Raw genomic sequence first — 21,455 nt, 5'->3', positions numbered from 1 at the left:
GAAAACGTAAAAATAAACTTTCTTTTACATAGATAAAAACCTAACTTCACTCAGCCAAACAACAGGTTTACTCATTCCTGTTTTTTTGGTATAGCTTTTGAAAGTATTTTAGAAAAAAATTAAACAATGAAAAACGCTTTATCCTTATTAATGATTATACTATTTGCAGCATTTTCCAACGCCCAAAACAATCCATATAAAAACCTATGGGATAAAGTTGAACAATTGGAAGTTAAAGGCTTACCAAAGTCTGCATTAAAGATTGTTGAAGACATTACCAAGCTTGCAAAAAAAGATAAAAACACCTCACAACTCATTAAAACCATGCTTTTTAAAAGCAAATTCGCTTTGGTTTTAGAGGAAGATGCACAACTTAAAATTATTAATGATTTTAAAGCTGAAATTAAAGCAAGTGCATTCCCCGAAAAGAATATTTTAGAAAGTATGCTCGCCAATATGTATTGGCAATATTTTCACCAAAATAGATGGAAATTCTATAATCGCACAAATACGGCTGAAAAGGTAGATACCACCGATTTTAGGACATGGGATTTACAAACATTATTTAGCGAGGTTCATATACACTACCAAAATTCGCTGCAAAGCGGATTACTATTACAATTAGAGTCCTTAAGTAATTATGATGATATATTAAACTTGCAAAAGGATTCTAAAATCTACAGACCAACTTTATTCGATTTTTTAAGTCATAATGCGTTAGAGTTTTACAAAACCGATGAGACCAATATTACAAAACCCGCCTATAAATTTGAAGTTGATTCTCCAGATTTTTTAAGCGATACCAAGGCGTTTTCAAAATTGAAAATAGAATCAAAAGATTCGACATCACTGCAGTTAAATGCTTTAAAGATTTATCAGGATTTGATTCAATTTCATATAAAAGACAAAACACCTTTTGCTTTAGCAGATGTGAATATTCACCGTTTAAAATTCGTAAACCAACATGCTACATTCAATGATAAAGAATCTATACTATTAAATACTTTAAATACAGAAAAGGACCGTTTAAAAACTCATGAAGTTTCAGCATTGTACGATTACGAAATAGCTACTATTTACAATCAACAAGGCGCCAATTATCAACCTAAAACTAACGAGGAGAACCGTTGGAAACTTAAAGATGCCAAGACGATTTGCGATAATGTTAGTTCAAAATTCCCAAAAAGCAATGGTGCTAAAAAATGTAACGTTTTAAAACAGCAAATAGAAGCGCAATCACTTCAAATTACTAAAGAAGACTTCCTTCCTATACAGCAAGATGCCCGCTTGTTAATACGCCATAAAAACCTGCATCAACTTCAATTTAAAATATTCAGGCTTAGTAGAAATCAGCTTGAGAAATTTAATAAAACATACAGACAAGACGAGCAATTAGCATTTATTAAAAAGCTGGATGTTCATAAAAATTGGGATTACGTATTAAGAAACGAGTCCGATTTCCAAACACACACTACCGAAGTTTCAATCCCAAAACTAAACAATGGTATTTATTTAGTTTTTGCCTCACCTAAAGATGATGACGCAACATTTGCCTTCGGCACGATTCAAGTAACCAATTTAGCAATGGTTGAAACGGAAAACAAGGATTATAAAATGTTTCAAATTATCGATAGAAATACCGGAAAACCTATTGAAAATGCAAAAGTAGAAATAAGCTACATTAAAAATTACGAAAGAAATCACCAAACAGAAAACTTTACTACAAACGCTCACGGTGAAGTAAAAATTGAAAAAAGCAACGAGAACTATAGAGACCTTAAAGCCAAAGTTAAATTTGGCAACGATTCTGCTTATTTCGGGGGATATTATATAAACAGATATTATGAGCAACACCAAGAAAAAGTAACATACAAATCTTTTATATTCACAGATAGAAGTATCTACAGACCTGGACAAACCGTTTATTTTAAAGCAATTGCCATAAAAACTAAAGAAGGTAAATCTGAAGTATTAGCAAATCAAAGCGTTCATGCCTTTTTACATAATACCAATCATGAAAAAATTAAGACCTTAGACCTAAAAACCAATGAATTTGGTTCGGTTTCAGGTGAGTTTATATTACCAAACGACGGTTTAAATGGCATGTATTATATTAATTTTAATTCTGATGTCGCATCTAATAGAGTATATTCAAATCATTATTTTTCTGTTGAAGAATACAAACGTCCAAAGTTTGAAACCAAGTTTAACCCTATAACAGAAACCTTTAAGGTTAACGACTCTGCAACGGTAAAAGGACATGCCTTAGCTTACGCCGGAAGCCATATTACCAATGCCAAAGTAGCATATCGAGTTCATAGAAAAATAGAATATCCACGTTGGTGTTATTTCTATCACCCATCATGGTTTTATAGCGAACCTCAGGAAATCACCCATGGCGAAAGTACAACTAATGAAAAAGGCGAGTTTGAAATTACTTTTAAAGCCATTCCTGACCAAAGTGTAGATAAAACAAATCTTCCCATTTTTAAATACGAAGTAACTGCAGACGTTACCGATTTAAATGGTGAAACCAGAAGTGCTACCACAGTAGTTAATGTAGGATACCATGCGTTTACCGCAAATATGTCTATTGCCAATCTACTGGATAAAACTAAAAAAACACATGCTATAGACATAGATACCAAAAACCTAAATGGTGAATTTGTACCGGCAAAAGGAACCATTAAAATCTACAAATTAATGGCCCCAGAAAGTGTTTTGAGACCAAGACCATGGGCTGCTCCAGACTATCAGGAGTTTTCGAAAGACGTCTTTAAAAAAATGTTCCCTCATGATGCCTACGGTAATGAAGAGTCTCCTAACAACTGGGAAAAAGGAGAACTCGTGTTCGTATCGTCTTTTAACACAGAAACCACCAAAAAGCTTAACCTTGGTAAAATAAAAAAATGGCAATCGGGTGCCTATACTATTCTTTTAGAAAGCAAGGATAAGTTCGGGCAACTCGTTAAAGATGAAATTAAAACAACCTTATACAGCGATACAGATAAAACCATAGCAGATAAACAATTATTCTACATAACAACAAATAAATCAAGTTACAGCACAGGCGAAAAAGCATTAATTACACTAGGTTCTGCCTCTAGCAATTTAAACGTTACGGTTCATATAGAAAAAGACCGTAAGATTGTAAAAACATATAGCATTCAACTAAATAACAACAAAAAAACAATTACTGTTCCCATAAATAATGAGGATATTGGAGGGTTTACGGTTAATTACAGTTTTGCTGCTTTTAACAGCTTTAAATCTAACAGTTTAAACATATCGGTTCCTTACCCCAAAACAGATTTAGATATAGAAACCAGAACCTTTAGAGATAAGTTACAGCCTGGAGCAGACGAAACCTGGAGTTTTAAAATCAAGGGCCCACAGGGCGATAAAGTTAGTGCAGAGTTATTGGCAAGTATGTATGATGCATCATTAGACCAATTTAAACCTCAAAACTGGAGTTTCTCCCCTGTTTTTAAATCTGTATATCTTTCCCGTAACAGCACTAATGCACACCAGAGCTTTGGCACGCGTCATTTTAGAGTCTATAATAGAGCTTCCAAAATAAGTTACTCGCACCAATCCTATGACCAACTTAATTGGTTTGGATTCTATTTTGGGAATAACAATATATCAATAAACAGAGGATATTACAGTCGTGCAGCCAATGCCCCCGCCCCAGAAAGAAGTATGGAAATAGAAGAACAAGTTATGAGCAAATCGAAATCCAACTTCGACCAAGTAATTACAGGAGAAGAAACAGAAGCTGACATTTCCGGATTAGTAAATGATCGCGATGAACTTGATTTAAAAAAGGAACAAATTGAAAACACACTAGAAAAGCCAAACTTCGACAACGTTCAAATTCGCAAAAACCTGCAGGAAACAGCCTTTTTCTTTCCTCACTTGCAAACGGATTCAGAAGGTCATGTTAGTTTTAGCTTTACCACACCAGAGGCTTTAACCCAATGGAAATTGCAGTTATTAGCGCATACTAAAACCTTAGAAAGCACCACTAAAACATTAACAACGGTTACCCAAAAAGAATTAATGGTTACTCCAAATGCGCCTCGTTTTTTACGAGAAGGCGATCATATTACCATTAGCACAAAAATTGCAAACCTCACCGAAAAACAATTAGAAGGACAAGCTACATTAATTCTAACAGATGCCATTTCAGGAAAAGACATCTCCAACAAGTTAATCCGCAAACAAGATAGCCCTACCCCTTCCGGAGAGTTAGAGGGAGCCTTCACCGTCGCTCCAAAAGGCAACACTCAAGTATCATGGGATATATCAATCCCAGATGATGTACAAGCCGTACAATACAAAATAATTGCAAAATCGGAAAGCTTTAGCGATGGCGAACAAAACGCATTACCTGTGCTTTCCAATAGAATGCTAGTTACCGAAACACTCCCCATGTGGATTCGTAGTAACCAGACTAAAACATTTACATTAGACAAACTTGCTTCAACTTCGCTCGACAACCAATCATCAACACTTAAGCACCATAAGCTAACCTTGGAAATGACTTCCAACCCTGCATGGTACGCAGTACAGGCACTCCCCTATTTAATGGAGTATCCGTACGAATGTAACGAGCAAACATTTAGTCGTTATTATGCTAATGCCCTGGCACAGCATATTGCGAACTCAAATCCAAGAATACAGGACGTTTTTAACCAATGGAAATCTCAAGATGTACTTATTTCCAACTTAGAAAAGAATGAGGAATTAAAATCCATTCTTATCCAGGAAACACCCTGGTTACGTGACGCACAGAACGAGACGGAACAGAAAAAGCGCATAGCTTTACTTTTCGATTTTAACAAAATGACTAATGAATTACAATCTGCTATTAGGAAACTAAAAAATAATCAAATGAGTTCCGGTGCCTGGGCTTGGTTTAGGGGAGGCTATGAAAACAGGTTTATTACCCAGCACATTATGACTGGTTTCGGACATCTTAAACAACTATCTGTCTCGTCGAGCGCAGTCGAGACGTCACAAATGATCTCAAAAGCCATTCAATATCTCGATGCGCAATTTGTAAAAGAATACCATGATATTAGAAAATACAACGCTAAAGTCGATTTAAATAAAGACCATTTAAGCTACACACAATTGCATTATTTATACATGCGAAGCTTCTATACAGATATTAAAAAATCGAAAAAAGTTGAAGATATTACCAAATACTACCAAACACAAATTCAAAAGTATTGGTTAAAACGTCCGCTTTATGCCAAAGGATTAATGGCATTAGTGTCTCATAGGAGTAACGATTCTAAAACGGCAAGTAAAATTTTAAAATCGTTAAATGAAACCAGTATTACATCAGAAGAACTAGGTATGTACTGGAAAGAAAATACCAGCTCGTGGTATTGGTATCAGGCACCTATTGAAACACAATCTTTGCTTATTGAAACGTTTTCAGAAATTGGACATACCATTCAAAGTGAAACAAAAAACCTTGAAACAATCGATAATCTAAAAATCTGGTTACTCAAAAACAAACAAACCAATAAGTGGGAAACCACAAAAGCTACTACAGATGCTGTATACGCATTACTACTTCAAGGAAGCGATTGGTTAAGCGTTACAGATATGGTAGATGTTGTTTTAGGCGGACAAACAATAACACCTTCTAAATTAGAAAATGTAAAAGTAGAAGCTGGTACAGGTTATTACAAAACATCATGGAACACTTCAGAAATAAAGCCTCAAATGGGAGAAGTAAAACTCACTAAAAAAGGCAATGGAATTGCCTGGGGAGGTTTATATTGGCAATACTTTGAGGATTTAGATAAAATCACATCGGCAGAAACACCCCTTAAACTAAAGAAAAAGCTGTTCTTAAAACAAAATACAGATACAGGAGAGACCATTTCTGAAATCACCGAAGACACCCATTTAAAAGTTGGAGATCTGGTAAGAGTTCGTATAGAATTGCGAAGCGATAGAGCTATGGAATTCATTCATATGAAAGATATGCGAGCTTCAGGGTTAGAGCCCATAAATGTATTATCGCAATACAAATGGCAAGATGGTTTAGGGTATTATGAAAGTACTAAAGATGCTTCAACTAATTTCTTTTTCGATTATTTGCCAAAGGGTATTTATGTTTTTGAATACGATTTAAGAGTTAATAATGCTGGTAATATGAGTAATGGAATCACGACCATACAAAGCATGTATGCACCAGAATTTAGCAGTCATAGTGAAGGTATTCGTTTGTTAGTTAAGTAGGTTCATTTCGACAGAATCGACAGTAGATTAATTTTTAATTTACTATATTTCAATCTAATAACTAATAAATACATTAATTATGAATTCAAAAGTTTTTATGGTCGTGAGAATACTTCTTGGGCTATTCGTTCTGTTTTTCGGGCTTAACAAGTTCTTCCATTTTATGGCATTTGGAGAGATGTCTCCCGAAGCTGGAGCTTACTTTGGAGCATTATCCTCTGTTAAGTTAATAACTATAGTAGCAATTGTTGAAATTGTAGCTGGGTTAGCATTTATCTTTAACAAATTTGGAGCACTATTAGCACTTATTTTAATGAGTGTTTCTATAAATGCAGTATTGTTTCATGCTATGCTGGCTCCAGAAGGTATTGCCGGCGCTTTAATCTTACTAGTTTTAAACATTATTGTATTATACGGCTATAAAGACAAGTATAAAGATTTGCTGAATTAAATAACGTTTTTAAAAAAGAGGCTGTTTAAATATATTAGAAACTAAAAGTTGTCCCATCGAGTACTTCGGCTTTGCTCAGTATAAACTAAAGTCGAGATGTTTTAAAAACAAGCCTGAACGGACATCTAAGGATTTTTAAATAGCCTCTTTTTATTTTCTTAACTTTACCCAAATTTCATATTTGTTAGAGGTTTTGAGAAAGCAAAAATTAAATAGCCAAAAATCTATAATTGTATTTTTCCTTATTACAATGCTCTTAAGCTGTGCCTCAAAACAAAGCCTAACAACAAATAAGGATAAAATTGAAACATCTCCAAAAATTATTTTCCTTAGCTATGCTATAAAAAAAACTTCGAATGGAGATCGAACCATTCGTTTTGTAAATAAAAAGATCGCCGAAGGAAAACTAAAAAATCACAACAGCATATCTGTAGAAAATAGTAAATCAGGAGATTTACAGTTATTTCAACTCGACGAGAAGTCAAATATTTTGCAAACCATGATTGTAAAAAATCCACTTGCTAGAACTATCGAATATGTAGATGATTCTAAAATGTTTCAAACAAAACATTTTGATCTGGATAGTGTCCAATTTTCTCTAAGACTTCAATTAAAATCTAATACAAAGTTCATTAGCATACACCATATTAGTGATTCAAGAAAAGAGACAAAACCAATCATAAAAACTAAGCTTAACCTTCTATGAAGTATTTTTTAATCTTTATATTATTCGTTTTCAATATACATTTGATTTCGGCTCAAGTTTTTGATGTTGATACGATTAAATTTGCCGGCCCTAGTGATAAAAGAATCAACTTAGTTATATTAAGTGAAGGGTATCAAACTGCTGAGTTGCCTCAATTTATTACCGATGCGACCAGTTTATCTAACGACATGTTTAATCAATCACCTTTTTCAGAGTATGCTGACTATTTTAATGTTTTTGCGATTAATGTTCCCTCGATGGATAGTGGCGCAGATCATCCGGGTACGGCTACTGATGTTGTAGAACCTTTCACTCCAATAACCACTGTAGACACCTATTTTAATGCCACTTTTGATGCTTTTAATATTCATAGATTGCTCTATTATGGCATAGATTATACAGACGCAGCTGCTGCAGATGCAAAAATACGTTCTGTTTTAGCCGATAATTTTCCAACTTACGATCAGGCTTTAATTATAGTGAATACTAATGTTTATGGAGGAACTGGTGGCGAGTTCCCAATGGCTTCAACTTTGGCAAACGATATTGCTATACACGAATTAGGCCACTCTTTATTCAAATTGCAAGACGAATATTATGCTGGGGATGAATATCCTAGTGAAGCGATTAATATGACTCAAGAAAACGATCCCAACTTAATAAAATGGAAAAACTGGAATGGCACCAACGGTATTGGTATTTATGCGCATTCTGGAACTCCAATAGCAGCAACCTGGTACAAACCGCAAAGTGGTGGACAATGTAAGATGGAAGCTCTAAACGTAGCTTTTTGTTCAGTTTGTAAAGAAGGAATTATTGAGAAAATACACAGTTTGGTCTCGCCTATAGACTCCTATACACCTGTTTCAAACACAATTTCAAACCCAAGTTTTCCACTTGAGTTTCAATTGAGTTTAATTAAACCTATCCCTAATACCCTTGAAAGTTCATGGTCGCTAAATGCTTCAAATTTTGCAACAAATGTTGATGACGTAAGTGTTTTAGATACCGATTTAAATACAGGTTTAAATAACTTAACAGCAGTTATAACAGATAACACCGCACTTTTAAAAGTCACCAACCATGAAACCGTTCATGTTTATACGGTAACCTGGACAATAGATTATTCCACCTTAGGAGTTAAGGACATTGAAACCGATGTTAACAATCTAACTATCACCATGCACCCAAACCCTGCAAATACTACGGCAAACTTTAAAATTGATAGCGACAGAGGCGCCAATTTAAAAGTTGAAGTTATTAGTTTAGATGGTAAAAAGGTAAAAACTGTTCCAATGTACAATCACCAAACCCAACAGGTTAACATTAGCAGTTTAAGCGAAGGGATTTACGTTGCCAATTTTTATGCAGACAACGTACTTGTTGCGAGCAAAAAGTTAGTAAAACAATAGGTTATTGTTTAGGCGGGTATCCTATTAATACTTTTTCTACAACAGCATTTAGTTTTTTTTCGCGTTCTCCAGGTATCGCGTTAGGATTATAATTAGATTCGCTTACAGCCTGCCAAAATAATTGTTTTTTGTTTTCATCAACAAAATCGATAATTATTCGACGATTAACGTTACTTTGCCCAACAGGAATACCTACCGAAATACCGCCGCCAACATTACGTCCACCACCGCCTAAGCCAACCCCTACCGTACTACGATTTGCTTCTCGGTACTCGTTACTCTTAATATCTATAAAAAAATCTGGTTTGTCAGACAAACTAAACCCTTTAACCGCCATCTGCTTATCTATAGCATTTAACAAGCGTTTTGTATCTAATTCGCTTAACCCCGTATTCATATCGGTATAATAATTATACGTTTTATAAGTATTAAAATCTACTGTTCTATCAAAATCGTAACTAACACGAATAGGCGCACACCCTATAATTAACAAAACAAGTAAAAGAGTTTTTAAAGATTTCATAGCCGTAATTTTAAATTTGATGAGAAGCTCTGAAAAGTGTTCGTTCTGAATAATAAGATTCTTCACTACGCTTAGAATGAACAAAATACACCTCTTTTCATGCAGCCTCAAGTTCAACCAATCAATTTATAAAATTGAAGTTTTACTAAATTAATCAAAAATTATTCCACGAATAGAAATCTTTGAGAAAGGTTTTTACTTAGTCCCCTAATTATTATTTGGAGTCTATTATTTTATGAAATGAATCTCTAAATACTAATCATTCAACATCTTCCACAAAAGATCTTTTAATTTGGTTATCCCTTGTTGTGCTACCGATGAAATAAATAAGTACGGAATAGGAAGTTCGTTATCTAACTCTGCTTTAAGTTCTGCCTTCAATTCGTCATCAAGCATATCACTCTTCGATATGGCTATGAGACGTTCCTTGTCAAGCATTTCAGGATTATAACGACGAAGTTCATCTAGCAAAATATCATACTGTTTTCTAATATCACCCGCATCAGCAGGTATCAAAAATAGCAAAATCGAATTACGTTCTATATGGCGTAAAAAATAATGTCCTAAACCTTTACCTTCTGCAGCCCCTTCAATAATTCCAGGAATATCTGCCATAACAAAGGTTTGAAAATCCCGATACTCTACAATCCCTAAATTAGGCTTAAGCGTTGTAAACTCATAATCAGCAATTTTTGGCTTTGCAGACGTTACTACCGAAAGTAAAGTAGATTTTCCTGCATTTGGGAATCCCACCAAACCAACATCGGCAAGTATTTTTAATTCCAGCGTAACATACTTCTCTTCAAACGGAAGTCCTGGCTGAGCATATCTGGGCGTTTGATTGGTTGAAGACCTAAAATGCCAGTTTCCCAATCCGCCTTTTCCGCCTTCAGCAATTATTCTTTCCTCGCCATCTTCTGTAATCTCTAAAAGAATAGCATTCGTTTCTGTATCTCGTACAACCGTTCCTAACGGTACATCTATATACACATCTTCGCCATCTGCACCAGTACTCCTAGCTTTACTTCCATTCCCACCATGACCGGCACGAATATGCTTTTTAAATTTTAAATGAAGAAGCGTCCATAAGTTAGAATTTCCTCGGAGAATAACATGGCCTCCACGACCACCATCTCCTCCATCTGGTCCGCCTTTAGTAATATACTTTTCGCGATGTAAGTGTACAGAGCCTTTACCTCCATTACCAGACGCCACATACATTTTTATATAATCAACAAAATTTCCTTCAGTCATAACTTAGTCTGGTTTGTCATTCCCACGACATGTACCGAACTTGTTTCGGTAAGGCGGGAATCTCATTAATTAGAACTAGAATTATCAGATTCCTGCCTCCGCAGGAATTTTACAATTCGTCAATAACAGCACTCAAGCGTACAGTAATCTCTTCAATACTACCAACACCATCAACACCAAAATATTTATTCTGCTCCGAATAAAATTCTTTTAAGATGGCTGTTTTATTATAGTATTCTGTTATTCTATTTCTAATGATGGATTCGTCAGCATCATCTGCCCGTCCACTTGTTTTTCCGCGAGATAATAAACGCTCAACCAAAATTTCATCGGCAACTTCTAAAGCAATCATCGCGTTTATTTGAGAATCCTTGCTATCCATCAACTTATTTAAAGCATCAGCCTGTGCATTTGTACGAGGAAAACCATCAAAAATAAAACCATTAGCATCAGCATTCTTTTCAACCTCGGCATTTAGCATATCAATAGTCACTTGATCTGGAACCAACTCGCCTTTATCCATGTACGATTTAGCAAGCATTCCTAAAGCCGTTTCGTTTTTAATATTGTATCTAAAAACATCGCCTGTAGAAATATGTACTAAATTATACTTCTCTTTTAAAAAATCTGCTTGTGTTCCTTTTCCAGCACCTGGAGGGCCAAATAGCACTAAGTTTGTCATGTGTTGTGTTTCTTTTATTTGATATATTTCTGGTAAATTCCTGCCTAATCCATCATAATCTAGGCCATAACCGACTATGAATTTATTAGGTATCTCAATACCAACATAATGTAATTTAAAATCTTTTTTATAGGCTTCTGGCTTGTAAAACAGTGTTGCTATTTTTAGCGATTTTACATTTTCGTTTTTAAAGATTCTATGGACTTCAGATAAAGTGTTGCCTGTATCAATAATATCTTCTAAAATAATAACAGTTCGTCCTGATAAATCTTGAGTTAACCCAATAAGTCTTTGAATGTCTTCACTCGATTTAACACCTTCGTAAGATGCTAGTTTTATAAAAGTGACTTCACAAGGTTTTGGATATTTTTTAACAAAGTCGCTTACAACCATAAACGACCCGTTTAAAATACCCACAAATACAGGGATTTCGTCTCCTACATCTTCAGCAATTTCTAATACCAAACGCTGTATCGCATCATCAATTTCTTTAGTAGAAATAAAAGGTTTAAAATATTTGTCGTGTAGCTTTATCACCGTCAATGAATTTTGAAGCTGCAAAGATAATCAATAGATTACAAAAAACGATTTTTTGATTTACGTTTTAGTAGCTAATTAATATTTAAGTGTATTTTTGCGTATCCTTATTAAATTTCAGAAAAAAGAAATCAATGAACTATTTTTCTTCAAATTTTAAACTTGGTATCCTAGGTGGTGGCCAATTAGGTAAAATGCTACTTAACGATACCAGAAAATTTGACATTTATACTTGTGTTTTAGACTCCAGTAATGAAGCACCTTGCAAAATTGCAAGTAACGAGTTTCATTTAGGTGATTTAATGAATTATGATGCTGTTTATAATTTCGGAAAACAAGTTGATATACTAACTATTGAAATTGAAAATGTAAACGTAGATGCTCTGGAAGCTCTTGAAAAAGAAGGCATAAAAGTATACCCGGCATCTAAAACACTACGAACCATTCAAAACAAAGCAACCCAGAAATCGTTTTATGTTGCTAATAATTTGCCAACAGCGCCTTTTTCTCGCTTTACTTACACTTCTGAAATTAATGAAGCCATAAATCAAGGTGATCTAACATTACCTTTTGTTTGGAAATCTGCTCAATTTGGGTACGATGGCACTGGGGTAAAAATCGTAAAAACGCTTGAAGATTTAGAAGGATTACCCAATGTAGAATGTATAGCCGAAACATTGGTGCCTTTTAAAAACGAATTGGCCGTTATCGTCGTTAGAAATGCTTCGGGAGACACAAAAACATTTCCGGTTGTAGAGATGGAATTTCACCCAGAGGCCAATCAAGTAGAATATGTTATTTGCCCGGCCAGAATACCAGACGACGTAGCTAAAAAAGCTACCGAGGTTGCCTTAAAAACATCAGAAGCTTTTAACCATGTTGGTCTGTTAGCAGTAGAAATGTTTCAAACCCAAAACGATGATGTTTTAATTAATGAAGTAGCACCAAGACCACACAACTCTGGACATCAATCTATCGAAGCCAGTTATACATCACAATTCGAGCAGCACTTAAGAGCTATTTTAGATCTACCTTTAGGAAGAACCGATAGTAAAGTGGGTGGTGTTATGGTAAATTTGGTTGGTGCCGAAGGCTACACAGGCAATGTGGTTTACGAAAATATTGAAACCATTATGGAAATGGATGGTGTAACACCACATATTTATGGTAAACAACAAACCCGTCCGTTTAGAAAAATGGGACATGTAACTATTGTAAACGAAAATTTAAACGAAGCTAGAAGAATAGCCGAAGAAGTAAAAAAATCTATTAAAGTTATAAGTGAATAATGTTTCACCGAGGCACAGTTGAGAGGGCTTTTAAATATATTTAGTTTCGATATTTAGGTCTCAATTGCGTTCGACCAGACATAAAATAAAAGTTTATGAAAAAAGTAGGAGTAATTATGGGAAGCAAAAGCGATCTTCCAGTTATGCAAGACGCTATCGATATATTAAAGGAATTTAATATTGAAGTTGAAGTAGACATTGTTTCGGCTCATAGAACCCCTGAAAAACTATTTGATTACGGGAAAAATGCTCATACCAGAGAGTTTGCTGTTATTGTTGCCGGTGCAGGTGGCGCAGCACACTTACCAGGAATGATAGCTTCATTATCGCCACTTCCTGTTATTGGTGTTCCTGTAAAAAGTAGCAATTCTATTGATGGTTGGGACTCTGTTTTATCCATTCTACAAATGCCTGGTGGTGTTCCTGTAGCTACAGTAGCTCTTAACGGTGCAAAAAATGCGGGTATTTTAGCCGCACAAATTATTGGTGCTAGCGACAGCGCTGTTCTAGATAAAATCTTAGAATACAAAGAAGGCTTAAAACAAAAAGTACATGAGTCTGCTAAAGATTTAAAATAAAAAAACCTCGAAGGGTAAATTTCGAGGTTACTTTACTTTAATGCATAATTCATTGAGTTAGTCACTCTGTATAATAATAACTACAAAAGTACAAAAAAATTTATTATGCGTACATAATAGATTAGCATTTTAACATATTTCCTAAAGATGACAAAAAATATACTAGTAAAACCCTTTGAAACCGTATATAATTCAGCGCCTTTTTCAAAAATCAATAATGACGATTTTTTACCAGCTTTCAAGCAAGCTATTGCAAATGCCAAAACCGAAATTGATGCCATAGCTAAAAGTGACGAAGCTCCAACTTTTAAAAACACTATTGAAGCATTAGATTTTTCTGGTGAACAATTAGACAGGATATCCAGTATATTTTTTAATTTAAATTCTGCTGAAACTAACGATACCATTCAAAAAATAGCACAAGAAGTATCGCCTCTACTATCTGAGTTTAGCAACGACATAACTTTAAATGAAGATTTATTTAAACGCATAAAGACTGTTTACGACGCTAAAGACTCATTGAATTTAACAGTAGAACAGAGTACACTACTAGATAAAAGATATAAAAGCTTTTCGCGTAATGGTGCTAATTTACCAGAAGACAAAAAGCAAGAACTTCGCGATATAGACAAGCAATTAAGTCAGCTAACGCTCAAATTCGGGGAGAATGTATTGGCAGAAACGAATGCTTTTGAAATGCTGATCGATAACGAGGACCATTTATCCGGCTTACCAGAAGGCGCAAAGGAAGCTGCTAAACAGTTAGCCGAATCCAGAAAAAAAGAAGGCTGGCTTTTTACATTAGATTACCCTAGTTATATTCCTTTTATGACTTATGCGGATAATCGCGAATTAAGAAAAAAACTGGCGCTTGCTGCCGGTGCAAAAGCATTTAAAGGTGATGCTTTGGATAATCAGGACACTATTTTACAAATAGTGAAACTAAGATTTCAACGTGCCAATCTCTTGGGCTATAAAACACATGCACACTTTGTTTTAGAAGAACGCATGTCGAAAACACCAGAAAATGTTGATAGCTTTTTAAATGAATTGCTAGAGAAAGCTAAACCAGCTGCTGAGCGAGAGTTTAAAAATCTTGAGAAATTTGCTAAAGATTTAGATGGTATAGATCATCTTGAAAAGTGGGATGGCGCCTATTACTCAGAAAAACTAAAACAAAAACTGTTTAGTCTTGATGACGAAAAGTTAAAACCATATTTCAAACTAGAAAATGTGATCAATGGCGCCTTTACTATTGCCAATAAATTATTCGATTTAAACTTCGAAGAGATCGACACTATAGATAAATATCATGACGAGGTTTTAACCTATAAAGTAACTAATAATAAAGGGGATTTAGTTTCCATTTTTTATGCTGATTTTTTCCCAAGAGCTGGAAAAAGAAACGGCGCGTGGATGACCTCGTACAAACCGCAATACGTTAAAAACGGAACAAATAGTAGACCGCATGTATCTATTGTCTGCAACTTTACAAAGCCTGTTGAAGGAGCGACCAAAAGCAAACCTTCTCTTTTAACCTTTAATGAAGTAACAACCTTATTTCACGAATTTGGACACGCCCTTCATGGCATGCTAGCAGATACGACCTACCCGAGTTTATCAGGAACCAATGTATTTTGGGATTTTGTAGAATTACCAAGTCAGATTTTAGAAAACTGGTGTTACGAAAAAGAAGCTTTGGAGCTGTTCGCAACGCATTATGAAACCGGGGAACTCATCCCGATGGATTTAGTTGAGAAAATAAAAGAGTCTGCCACATTCCACGAAGGCATGCAAACACTTAGACAGCTAAGTTTTGGATTGTTAGATATGAGCTGGCATGCTGGAGATTCATCAGAATCAATAACATCGGTTAAAGCTCACGAAACCGAAGCCTTTAAAAACACTACGCTATACCCTGAAGTTGCTGAGAATTGTATGAGCACTTCTTTTTCACATATATTCCAGGGCGGCTATTCATCTGGTTATTATAGTTACAAATGGGCCGAAGTTTTAGATGCCGATGCTTTCGAATATTTTAAAGAAGCTGGTATTTTTAATAAAGACGTTGCCAATAAATTTAAGGATCACGTCTTGTCCCAAGGTGGTACAGAAAACCCTATGACCCTTTATGAGCGCTTTAGAGGGCAAAAACCTAAACCAGAAGCATTATTGAGACGGGCTGGGTTGTTGAAATAATATTATTAGGATAACTTCTAGTTTTAAAAAAAAGTGTCATTCAGAGGCCTGCCGGCAGGCAGGAACGACTGAAGAATCTAAAATTATTCAGTAAGGTAATTATATAAACCTTCTATTTTCTCTAAACGAGAGGATAGTGATTGAGATTCTCCATTCTGAATGACACTTTCATTCTCACCCTTGTTGCATAGGCGTAAAAAAGAACTCTTCTCTTACTATTTTACCATCCTCAACAGCATAAACACAAACTTCATCCATGTTGGTTCGTGGACCGCCCTTAAACGTTAAGTCCATTTTCATGGTGCACGAAAAGAATTTATCTGCCACTAATGGATCTGAAATTTCCATGCCATGCACTTCTTCTACCATCTCATTAAACCGTTGTCCTTTTGCGATAACCGCTTCTAAACCCTTTGTTTCTTTAACCGGTGCTCCGTCTGGTTCTATACTTACAATATTCTGCCCGTATAATTCCTGTACGACTTCTGCAAACTTTCCCTGTCTGCAATAATCCACTAACTGTTCTGCGACTTGTTGTGTAGTCATGATTTTGATTGATTTATAATTAATACTTATTTAAGAATTCTAATTGATACAAATAACACGCTTAAAACGCTTCATTTAAAAATTCATTTAAAGGCTTTATTGCCTTAAAATGTTTTAAAATAGCATCTTTAAGCTTTGTTGGTGAATCATAATAATCTTCCAAAGGAAGATTTGCCATAGCGTAGAACTGTTTGTTATATATTAATTGCGTTTTGCTTGCAACAGCTTCATGAGCTTTGTCAATGCGCTTGGCAACATCGCCCTTTATTTCACCTAAACAATCATTAAACACTTTGGCATTTGTTATGACTAAAAAATCATCAACGTTATAGGCAATATGATTTCTTACCGCTTTTAGTTCAGGTGGTTTAACATTAAAAAGTCCACCCCCAACATGAACCGTATCAGCACCTATCCCTAAATAATACCCAGGTAGCATAGACTTTTTACCATTAGGAGAAAATCCAGCTTTTAACAAGGTATTATAAGGCGTTTTATCTTTAGAAAACCGAACATCCCTGTTTATTCTAAATAAAGCCTTCTTCTCATCGGTTAAAATCCTGTTATCCCATTCGTAGAGTGTTGAAATTAATTCTGAAAGCAATTCTAAGAAAGGCTGCTTAACGTCATTTTCATAACGTTTCTTATTGGCATGAAACCATTCCTTATTATTATGTGCTTTTAATTCTTTAAAAAAATCGGAATACCCTTTTGTTATCATTTGTCTTGACGTATTATGTTTAACGCTAAATTAGTTAAAGACTCCCAGGACGCTTTATGCTTTGCTTCCAATTGATACCAACCAGATAAAGGCTTTTTACTTTTAAAAGGACTGAATACTTCCAAAGGGACATCAACCGTCTCAATGTTAAAATCCTTTCCAAGCTTGAATACCATATTTTGCTTGGTTGAAAAAAATGCAAATACTTTTCCTTTATAATGTATGGCCTCAGAGCTCATCATTTTTCCTATGGTTACATGCTCATAATTAGCACAAAACTTAGTCCTTATATCTTCAAAATGTTGTTTCGTGTCCATATTTTAATCGATGTTTTCAAAGTTATAAAATGTATGCATGCTCTAGCGAGGTCAAATACGACACTTTTAGGTGTTGATTATGACAAAAATTAATTATACTTTTAAATGAATTAATTAAGACACTAACCCATGAAACATGTAAGCATATTAGTTCCAAAATCTAAGACCATTTTAAGTAGTGTTGTTGGACCATATAAAATTTTTAAAAGTGTGAATGATTTCTTCCTCCAAACAGGAAAGAGTCAACAGCCATTCTTTAATATAAACCTTGTGGGAGTCGATAAAGATACGGTGCTTTACGATGGTGCGTTTTCAATACATTGCGATGCTACCATACATGATATTTTTAAAACCGACCTTATCATAATTTCTGCTGTTAAGCCTGAATGGATTGCGGAGGGCATTAAAGCCAATTATGAATTCATTCCATGGATTAAACACCAACGTTCTCAAAATCATGCAGAAGTTGCTAGTTTATGCCTTGGCGCTTTTCTGTTGGCAGAAACTGGGTTGCTAGATAACAAACAATGCACTACGCATTGGGCTGGTATTGATTTGTTCCGACAAATGTATCCCAAAATTGAAGTACTCCCGGAAAAAATAGTCACAGATCAAGAGGGCATTTATACTAGTGGTGGCGCTTACTCATTTTTAAACCTCATCATACATCTTATTCACAAATTTTGTGGACAGGAAGCTGCTGTTTACGTATCTAAGCTATTCGAGATAGACATTAGTAGAGATAATCAAAATCAGTTTGCCATTTTTAGAGGACAAAAAGAGCACACCGATGAGCTTATACAAAAAGCACAGTTATTTATTGAAAACAATGTAACCGAAAAAGTTTCTGTAGAAGAGCTATCGGGTATGTTAGCTGTAAGTCAGCGCAACTTTATAAGACGATTTAAAAAAGCGACTGCAAATACACCTCTAGAATACATACAACGTGTAAAAGTTGAAGCTGCCAAAAATGCTCTTGAATCTACACAAAACACTATAAACGAAATCATGTTTTCTGTGGGATATTCAGATACCAAATCGTTTAGAACCCTGTTTAAAAGATATACAGGATTAACACCTGTAGCCTATAAAAATAAGTACAATCGAGAGTTAGTCAGTTTTTAGTTTACAAAGCAAACTGACGATCAATTTTCCTTCAACAAATAAACTTTCAATAATTATTGAAAGTTTAGAAATTATTTATATCTTTGTGTCATGGAATATCAAGAAGCAAAAGAAAAATTTATAAGTACCTGGGGAAGTTTGGGTACACTTTGGGGCATTAATAAAGCCATGGCTCAAATACAGGCACTTCTTTTTATTTCTACCAAACCGTTGTCCATGGAAGACATTATGGAAGAGTTAAAAATTTCCAGAGGCAATACAAGTATGAATTTGCGTCAGTTAATGGACTGGGGAATCGTAACCAAAGAACTGGTTCCCGGAGAACGCAAAGAATTCTTTTCTACGGAAAAAGATGTACAGGAATTAGCCAGACATATTGCAAAAGAGCGAAGCAGAAGAGAAATTAAACCAGTTATTAAAGTTTTAAAAGATATAAGCTCCATAAAAGATGATAACACCGAGAAAACAAAGGAACTCATTAAGCAAACCAAAGCCCTGCACGATCTGGCAGAAACGGCAGATTCATTAATGAATAAAATTGTTAACCAGGAACAAAACTGGATTACAAAATCTTTATTTAAACTACTGAAATAAAAAAATTTAAATAAAACTTTCAATTTTTTCTGAAAGTTTAATAACATTAAAAATGAAAGCACTACATTATATCAATTGTTTCTTTTACATAATAACCATGGCTCTCTACGCCACAATTCATTTCATTTTTTTTGCACTGTATGCACAAATACTTCTAGGATTTGTACAGATACTAATAGCCCTTATCTTACTATTCTTTATTAATCGTTACAACAAAAAGATTAAAAGACTTTTTGCTTTTTACTGGGGAGCTGCTTTAACAACTCTAATCTTAATATATCTATTATTCGAGTTAAATCCACATGGAAGTATTTTAAAATATGAGGTTTTTATCATACCCATGTTAATTGCCAGCTATTTCGTCTATATAACCTATTTAATTCAAAAACAATGAAAAAAATAATAATCGCTGGAGGTAGTGGATTTTTAGGACAAGTTCTTACCGACCATTTATATTCAAAAGGGTATAATATCAAAGTATTAACCAGAACCCCAAAACTGGAGCATGATATTTATTGGAATGCTAAAGATTTCGGAAGCTGGTGCAAAGAATTGGAAGGTGCCGAGGTACTCATAAACCTGACTGGCAAATCTGTTGACTGTAGATACACTGAAAAAAACAAGCAGCTAATTCGTACTTCAAGAATCGATTCAACTCATTTACTCGGGTTGGCCGTTAATCTTTGCAAAACGCCGCCCAAAATCTGGATAAATTCTTCTACTGCTACTATATACAAACATTCTTATGACCATCAAATGTGCGAAGAAAATGGACTGATTGGTAATGACTTCTCTATGAACATTGCTAAATCTTGGGAAGAAGCATTTAACTCTATCGTCACGCCCAAAACGCGAAAAATAATCATAAGAACGTCCATAGTTTTAGGTCGAAACGGCGGTGCCCTAATTCCTTTAAAAAGAATTACACGCCTTGGTCTCGGAGGAAAACAAGGAACAGGATACCAAAAGGTAAGCTGGATTCACGAACTCGATTTTGTCAGAACGTTGGATTTTCTAATAAATAACGAACATCTAAAAGGGACTTTTAATCTATGCGTTCCGGAACCAACGGACAACCATACTTTAATGAAAACTATAAGAAAACTGCTTAAAATACCTATAGGCATACCTCAACCCGTTCCATTGTTAAAACTTGGAGCCAGACTTATTGGAACAGAAGCTGAATTAGTATTAAAAAGTAGGAATGTAGTTCCCAAACGCTTACTAGATAATGGTTTTTCCTTTACATATGTAAACATAGATGAAGCCTTATCTGATTTACTTAAGCTAATGGAATAAAAATTTTAAATCATACTTTCAATTTTTTCTGAAAGTTTAAAACAGTTAAGATTATGAATAAGAAGTTGCAAACATCAGCAGGAACAATATTTTTTTCATGGAAAAAGAGTATCTGGTTATATTGTATGATATTGCCTATTTGTTTTATCGACTTTTCCTTAATTCAATGGCGTGATGTTTTAATTAGCATAGTGCTTCTTTTCCTAACTGTTGGAATCGGACATTCTGTAGGGCTTCATAGAGGTATAATTCATAAGTCTTATAAGACATCAAACTTTTTCAAAAATCTCAGTTTATACCTTTTTATTCTTACTGGTTTGGGAAGTCCCTTAAGTTGGTTAAAACAACATTACTATCGTGACTATTGGCAAAATAGAATGGATTGCCCGAGGTATTTTCAGTACAAGCATTCATTAATTACTGACTATTGGTGGAACCTTCACTTAACCTTTGTTCCAAATGATCTAAAACGCTATGAAATTCCAAAAAAGGACTTGAATTCTGCAATAATTCACTGGTTAGATAAAACCTGGTATTTACATTACTTGGCTTTCATGTTTATTTTCTATGCTCTTATAGGATTTAATAGCATGTTATTTGTAATGTCTTTAAGAACTTCGATTACTATTTTGGGGCATTGGTATATCGGTTATGCATCGCACAAATACGGATATTCCAGGCACGAAATTAAAAACGCCGATGAAAGTGGTTACAACGATGTTCTTCTCGGTTTGATTTCCTTCGGAGAAGGCTTTCATAATAATCATCATTCGTATCCTACCTCTGCTAAATTTTCAACGAAGTGGTATGAGGTAGATCTTGGGTGGATTCTTGCCTGGTGTTTATCAAAACTAGGAATTATATATAAAGTAAAGACTCAGGAAGGGACCTTAAAGCCCACCGCCAAAAAACATGACAAAATAGTTTGGAGATTTCCTAATATACTAAAATAAGTTTT

At 34.7% G+C, this 21,455-nt stretch carries 17 protein-coding genes; 11 read left to right on the top strand and 6 right to left on the bottom strand.

All coding sequences use genetic code 11. From position 1 onward, the window contains the following. Positions 1-126: 126 nt before the first annotated feature. The 4 genes from C1H87_RS17025 (at position 127) to C1H87_RS17010 (ending at position 8,833) form a co-directional block, all read left to right on the top strand. A complete protein-coding gene (locus tag C1H87_RS17025; RefSeq protein ID WP_102756970.1) occupies positions 127-6,264 on the top strand; it encodes an alpha-2-macroglobulin family protein in 6,138 nt (2,045 codons plus the stop codon). A gap of 79 nt (positions 6,265-6,343) precedes the next feature. Beyond that, positions 6,344-6,715 carry a DoxX family membrane protein gene (locus C1H87_RS17020; RefSeq protein WP_102756969.1) on the top strand — a complete coding sequence of 124 codons (372 nt, stop codon included), beginning with the start codon at positions 6,344-6,346 and terminating at the stop codon, positions 6,713-6,715. A gap of 250 nt (positions 6,716-6,965) precedes the next feature. Next, positions 6,966-7,421: a hypothetical protein gene (locus C1H87_RS17015; RefSeq protein WP_158655262.1), complete on the top strand. Its 456-nt coding sequence runs from the start codon at positions 6,966-6,968 to the stop codon at positions 7,419-7,421. Then, on the top strand, positions 7,418-8,833 hold the full coding sequence (locus C1H87_RS17010) for a M64 family metallopeptidase (RefSeq protein ID WP_102756967.1): 1,416 nt from the start codon (positions 7,418-7,420) through the stop codon (positions 8,831-8,833). Before C1H87_RS17015 ends, C1H87_RS17010 begins: the two co-directional genes overlap by 4 nt. Before the next feature lies 1 nt (position 8,834). On the opposite strand, the gene C1H87_RS17005 is transcribed toward C1H87_RS17010, so the two are convergent. From C1H87_RS17005 to C1H87_RS16995, 3 genes are all read right to left on the bottom strand, one after another. Further along, entirely contained in the window at positions 8,835-9,356 is a 522-nt protein-coding gene (locus tag C1H87_RS17005) for a DUF4136 domain-containing protein (protein WP_102756966.1), read from the bottom strand. Positions 9,357-9,611: 255 nt separating this feature from the next. Next, complete coding sequence (obgE, locus tag C1H87_RS17000; RefSeq protein ID WP_102756965.1) at positions 9,612-10,610, bottom strand: GTPase ObgE; 999 nt, start codon at positions 10,608-10,610, stop codon at positions 9,612-9,614. Between the two features lie 109 nt (positions 10,611-10,719). Next, the gene (locus C1H87_RS16995; protein WP_102756964.1) at positions 10,720-11,829 is read right to left on the bottom strand and encodes an adenylate kinase; all 1,110 of its coding nucleotides are present in this window, start codon (positions 11,827-11,829) and stop codon (positions 10,720-10,722) included. Positions 11,830-11,963: 134 nt separating this feature from the next. On the opposite strand from C1H87_RS16995, the gene C1H87_RS16990 reads away from it, so the two are divergent. From C1H87_RS16990 to C1H87_RS16980, 3 genes are all read left to right on the top strand, one after another. Continuing rightward, on the top strand, positions 11,964-13,118 hold the full coding sequence (locus tag C1H87_RS16990; RefSeq protein ID WP_102756963.1) for a 5-(carboxyamino)imidazole ribonucleotide synthase: 1,155 nt from the start codon (positions 11,964-11,966) through the stop codon (positions 13,116-13,118). Between the two features lie 95 nt (positions 13,119-13,213). Continuing rightward, positions 13,214-13,696 carry a 5-(carboxyamino)imidazole ribonucleotide mutase gene (purE, locus tag C1H87_RS16985; RefSeq protein ID WP_102756962.1) on the top strand — a complete coding sequence of 161 codons (483 nt, stop codon included), beginning with the start codon at positions 13,214-13,216 and terminating at the stop codon, positions 13,694-13,696. Positions 13,697-13,843: 147 nt separating this feature from the next. Beyond that, positions 13,844-15,895, top strand: a complete 2,052-nt coding sequence (locus tag C1H87_RS16980) for a M3 family metallopeptidase (protein WP_102756961.1) — start codon at positions 13,844-13,846, stop codon at positions 15,893-15,895. A gap of 174 nt (positions 15,896-16,069) precedes the next feature. Here C1H87_RS16980 and C1H87_RS16975 read toward each other — a convergent pair whose 3' ends face one another. The 3 genes from C1H87_RS16975 to C1H87_RS16965 form a co-directional block, all read right to left on the bottom strand. Further along, complete coding sequence (locus C1H87_RS16975) at positions 16,070-16,441, bottom strand: nuclear transport factor 2 family protein (RefSeq protein WP_102756960.1); 372 nt, start codon at positions 16,439-16,441, stop codon at positions 16,070-16,072. A gap of 61 nt (positions 16,442-16,502) precedes the next feature. Next, a complete protein-coding gene (locus C1H87_RS16970; RefSeq protein ID WP_102756959.1) occupies positions 16,503-17,162 on the bottom strand; it encodes a DUF2461 domain-containing protein in 660 nt (219 codons plus the stop codon). Continuing rightward, positions 17,159-17,479: a hypothetical protein gene (locus tag C1H87_RS16965; protein WP_102756958.1), complete on the bottom strand. Its 321-nt coding sequence runs from the start codon at positions 17,477-17,479 to the stop codon at positions 17,159-17,161. The genes C1H87_RS16970 and C1H87_RS16965 overlap by 4 nt, the downstream gene beginning before the upstream one ends. A 129-nt stretch (positions 17,480-17,608) precedes the next feature. Between C1H87_RS16965 and C1H87_RS16960 the strand changes: the two genes are divergently transcribed. The 4 genes from C1H87_RS16960 to C1H87_RS16940 all read left to right on the top strand — a co-directional run bounded on the left by C1H87_RS16960 (position 17,609) and on the right by C1H87_RS16940 (position 21,450). Further along, complete coding sequence (locus C1H87_RS16960; protein WP_102756957.1) at positions 17,609-18,604, top strand: GlxA family transcriptional regulator; 996 nt, start codon at positions 17,609-17,611, stop codon at positions 18,602-18,604. Positions 18,605-18,694: 90 nt separating this feature from the next. Then, positions 18,695-19,198 carry a GbsR/MarR family transcriptional regulator gene (locus C1H87_RS16955; protein ID WP_102756956.1) on the top strand — a complete coding sequence of 168 codons (504 nt, stop codon included), beginning with the start codon at positions 18,695-18,697 and terminating at the stop codon, positions 19,196-19,198. Positions 19,199-19,588: 390 nt separating this feature from the next. Next, a complete protein-coding gene (locus tag C1H87_RS16945) occupies positions 19,589-20,497 on the top strand; it encodes a TIGR01777 family oxidoreductase (RefSeq protein ID WP_102756954.1) in 909 nt (302 codons plus the stop codon). 53 nt (positions 20,498-20,550) lie between these two features. After that, complete coding sequence (locus tag C1H87_RS16940) at positions 20,551-21,450, top strand: fatty acid desaturase (RefSeq protein ID WP_102756953.1); 900 nt, start codon at positions 20,551-20,553, stop codon at positions 21,448-21,450. Positions 21,451-21,455: the final 5 nt, after the last annotated feature.

The sequence above is a fragment of the Flavivirga eckloniae genome, assembly GCF_002886045.1.
Taxonomy (GTDB): Bacteria; Bacteroidota; Bacteroidia; order Flavobacteriales; family Flavobacteriaceae; genus Flavivirga; species Flavivirga eckloniae.
The sequence above is the reverse complement of the archived record's forward strand: the minus strand, read 5'-3'. Positions and strand labels throughout refer to the sequence as shown.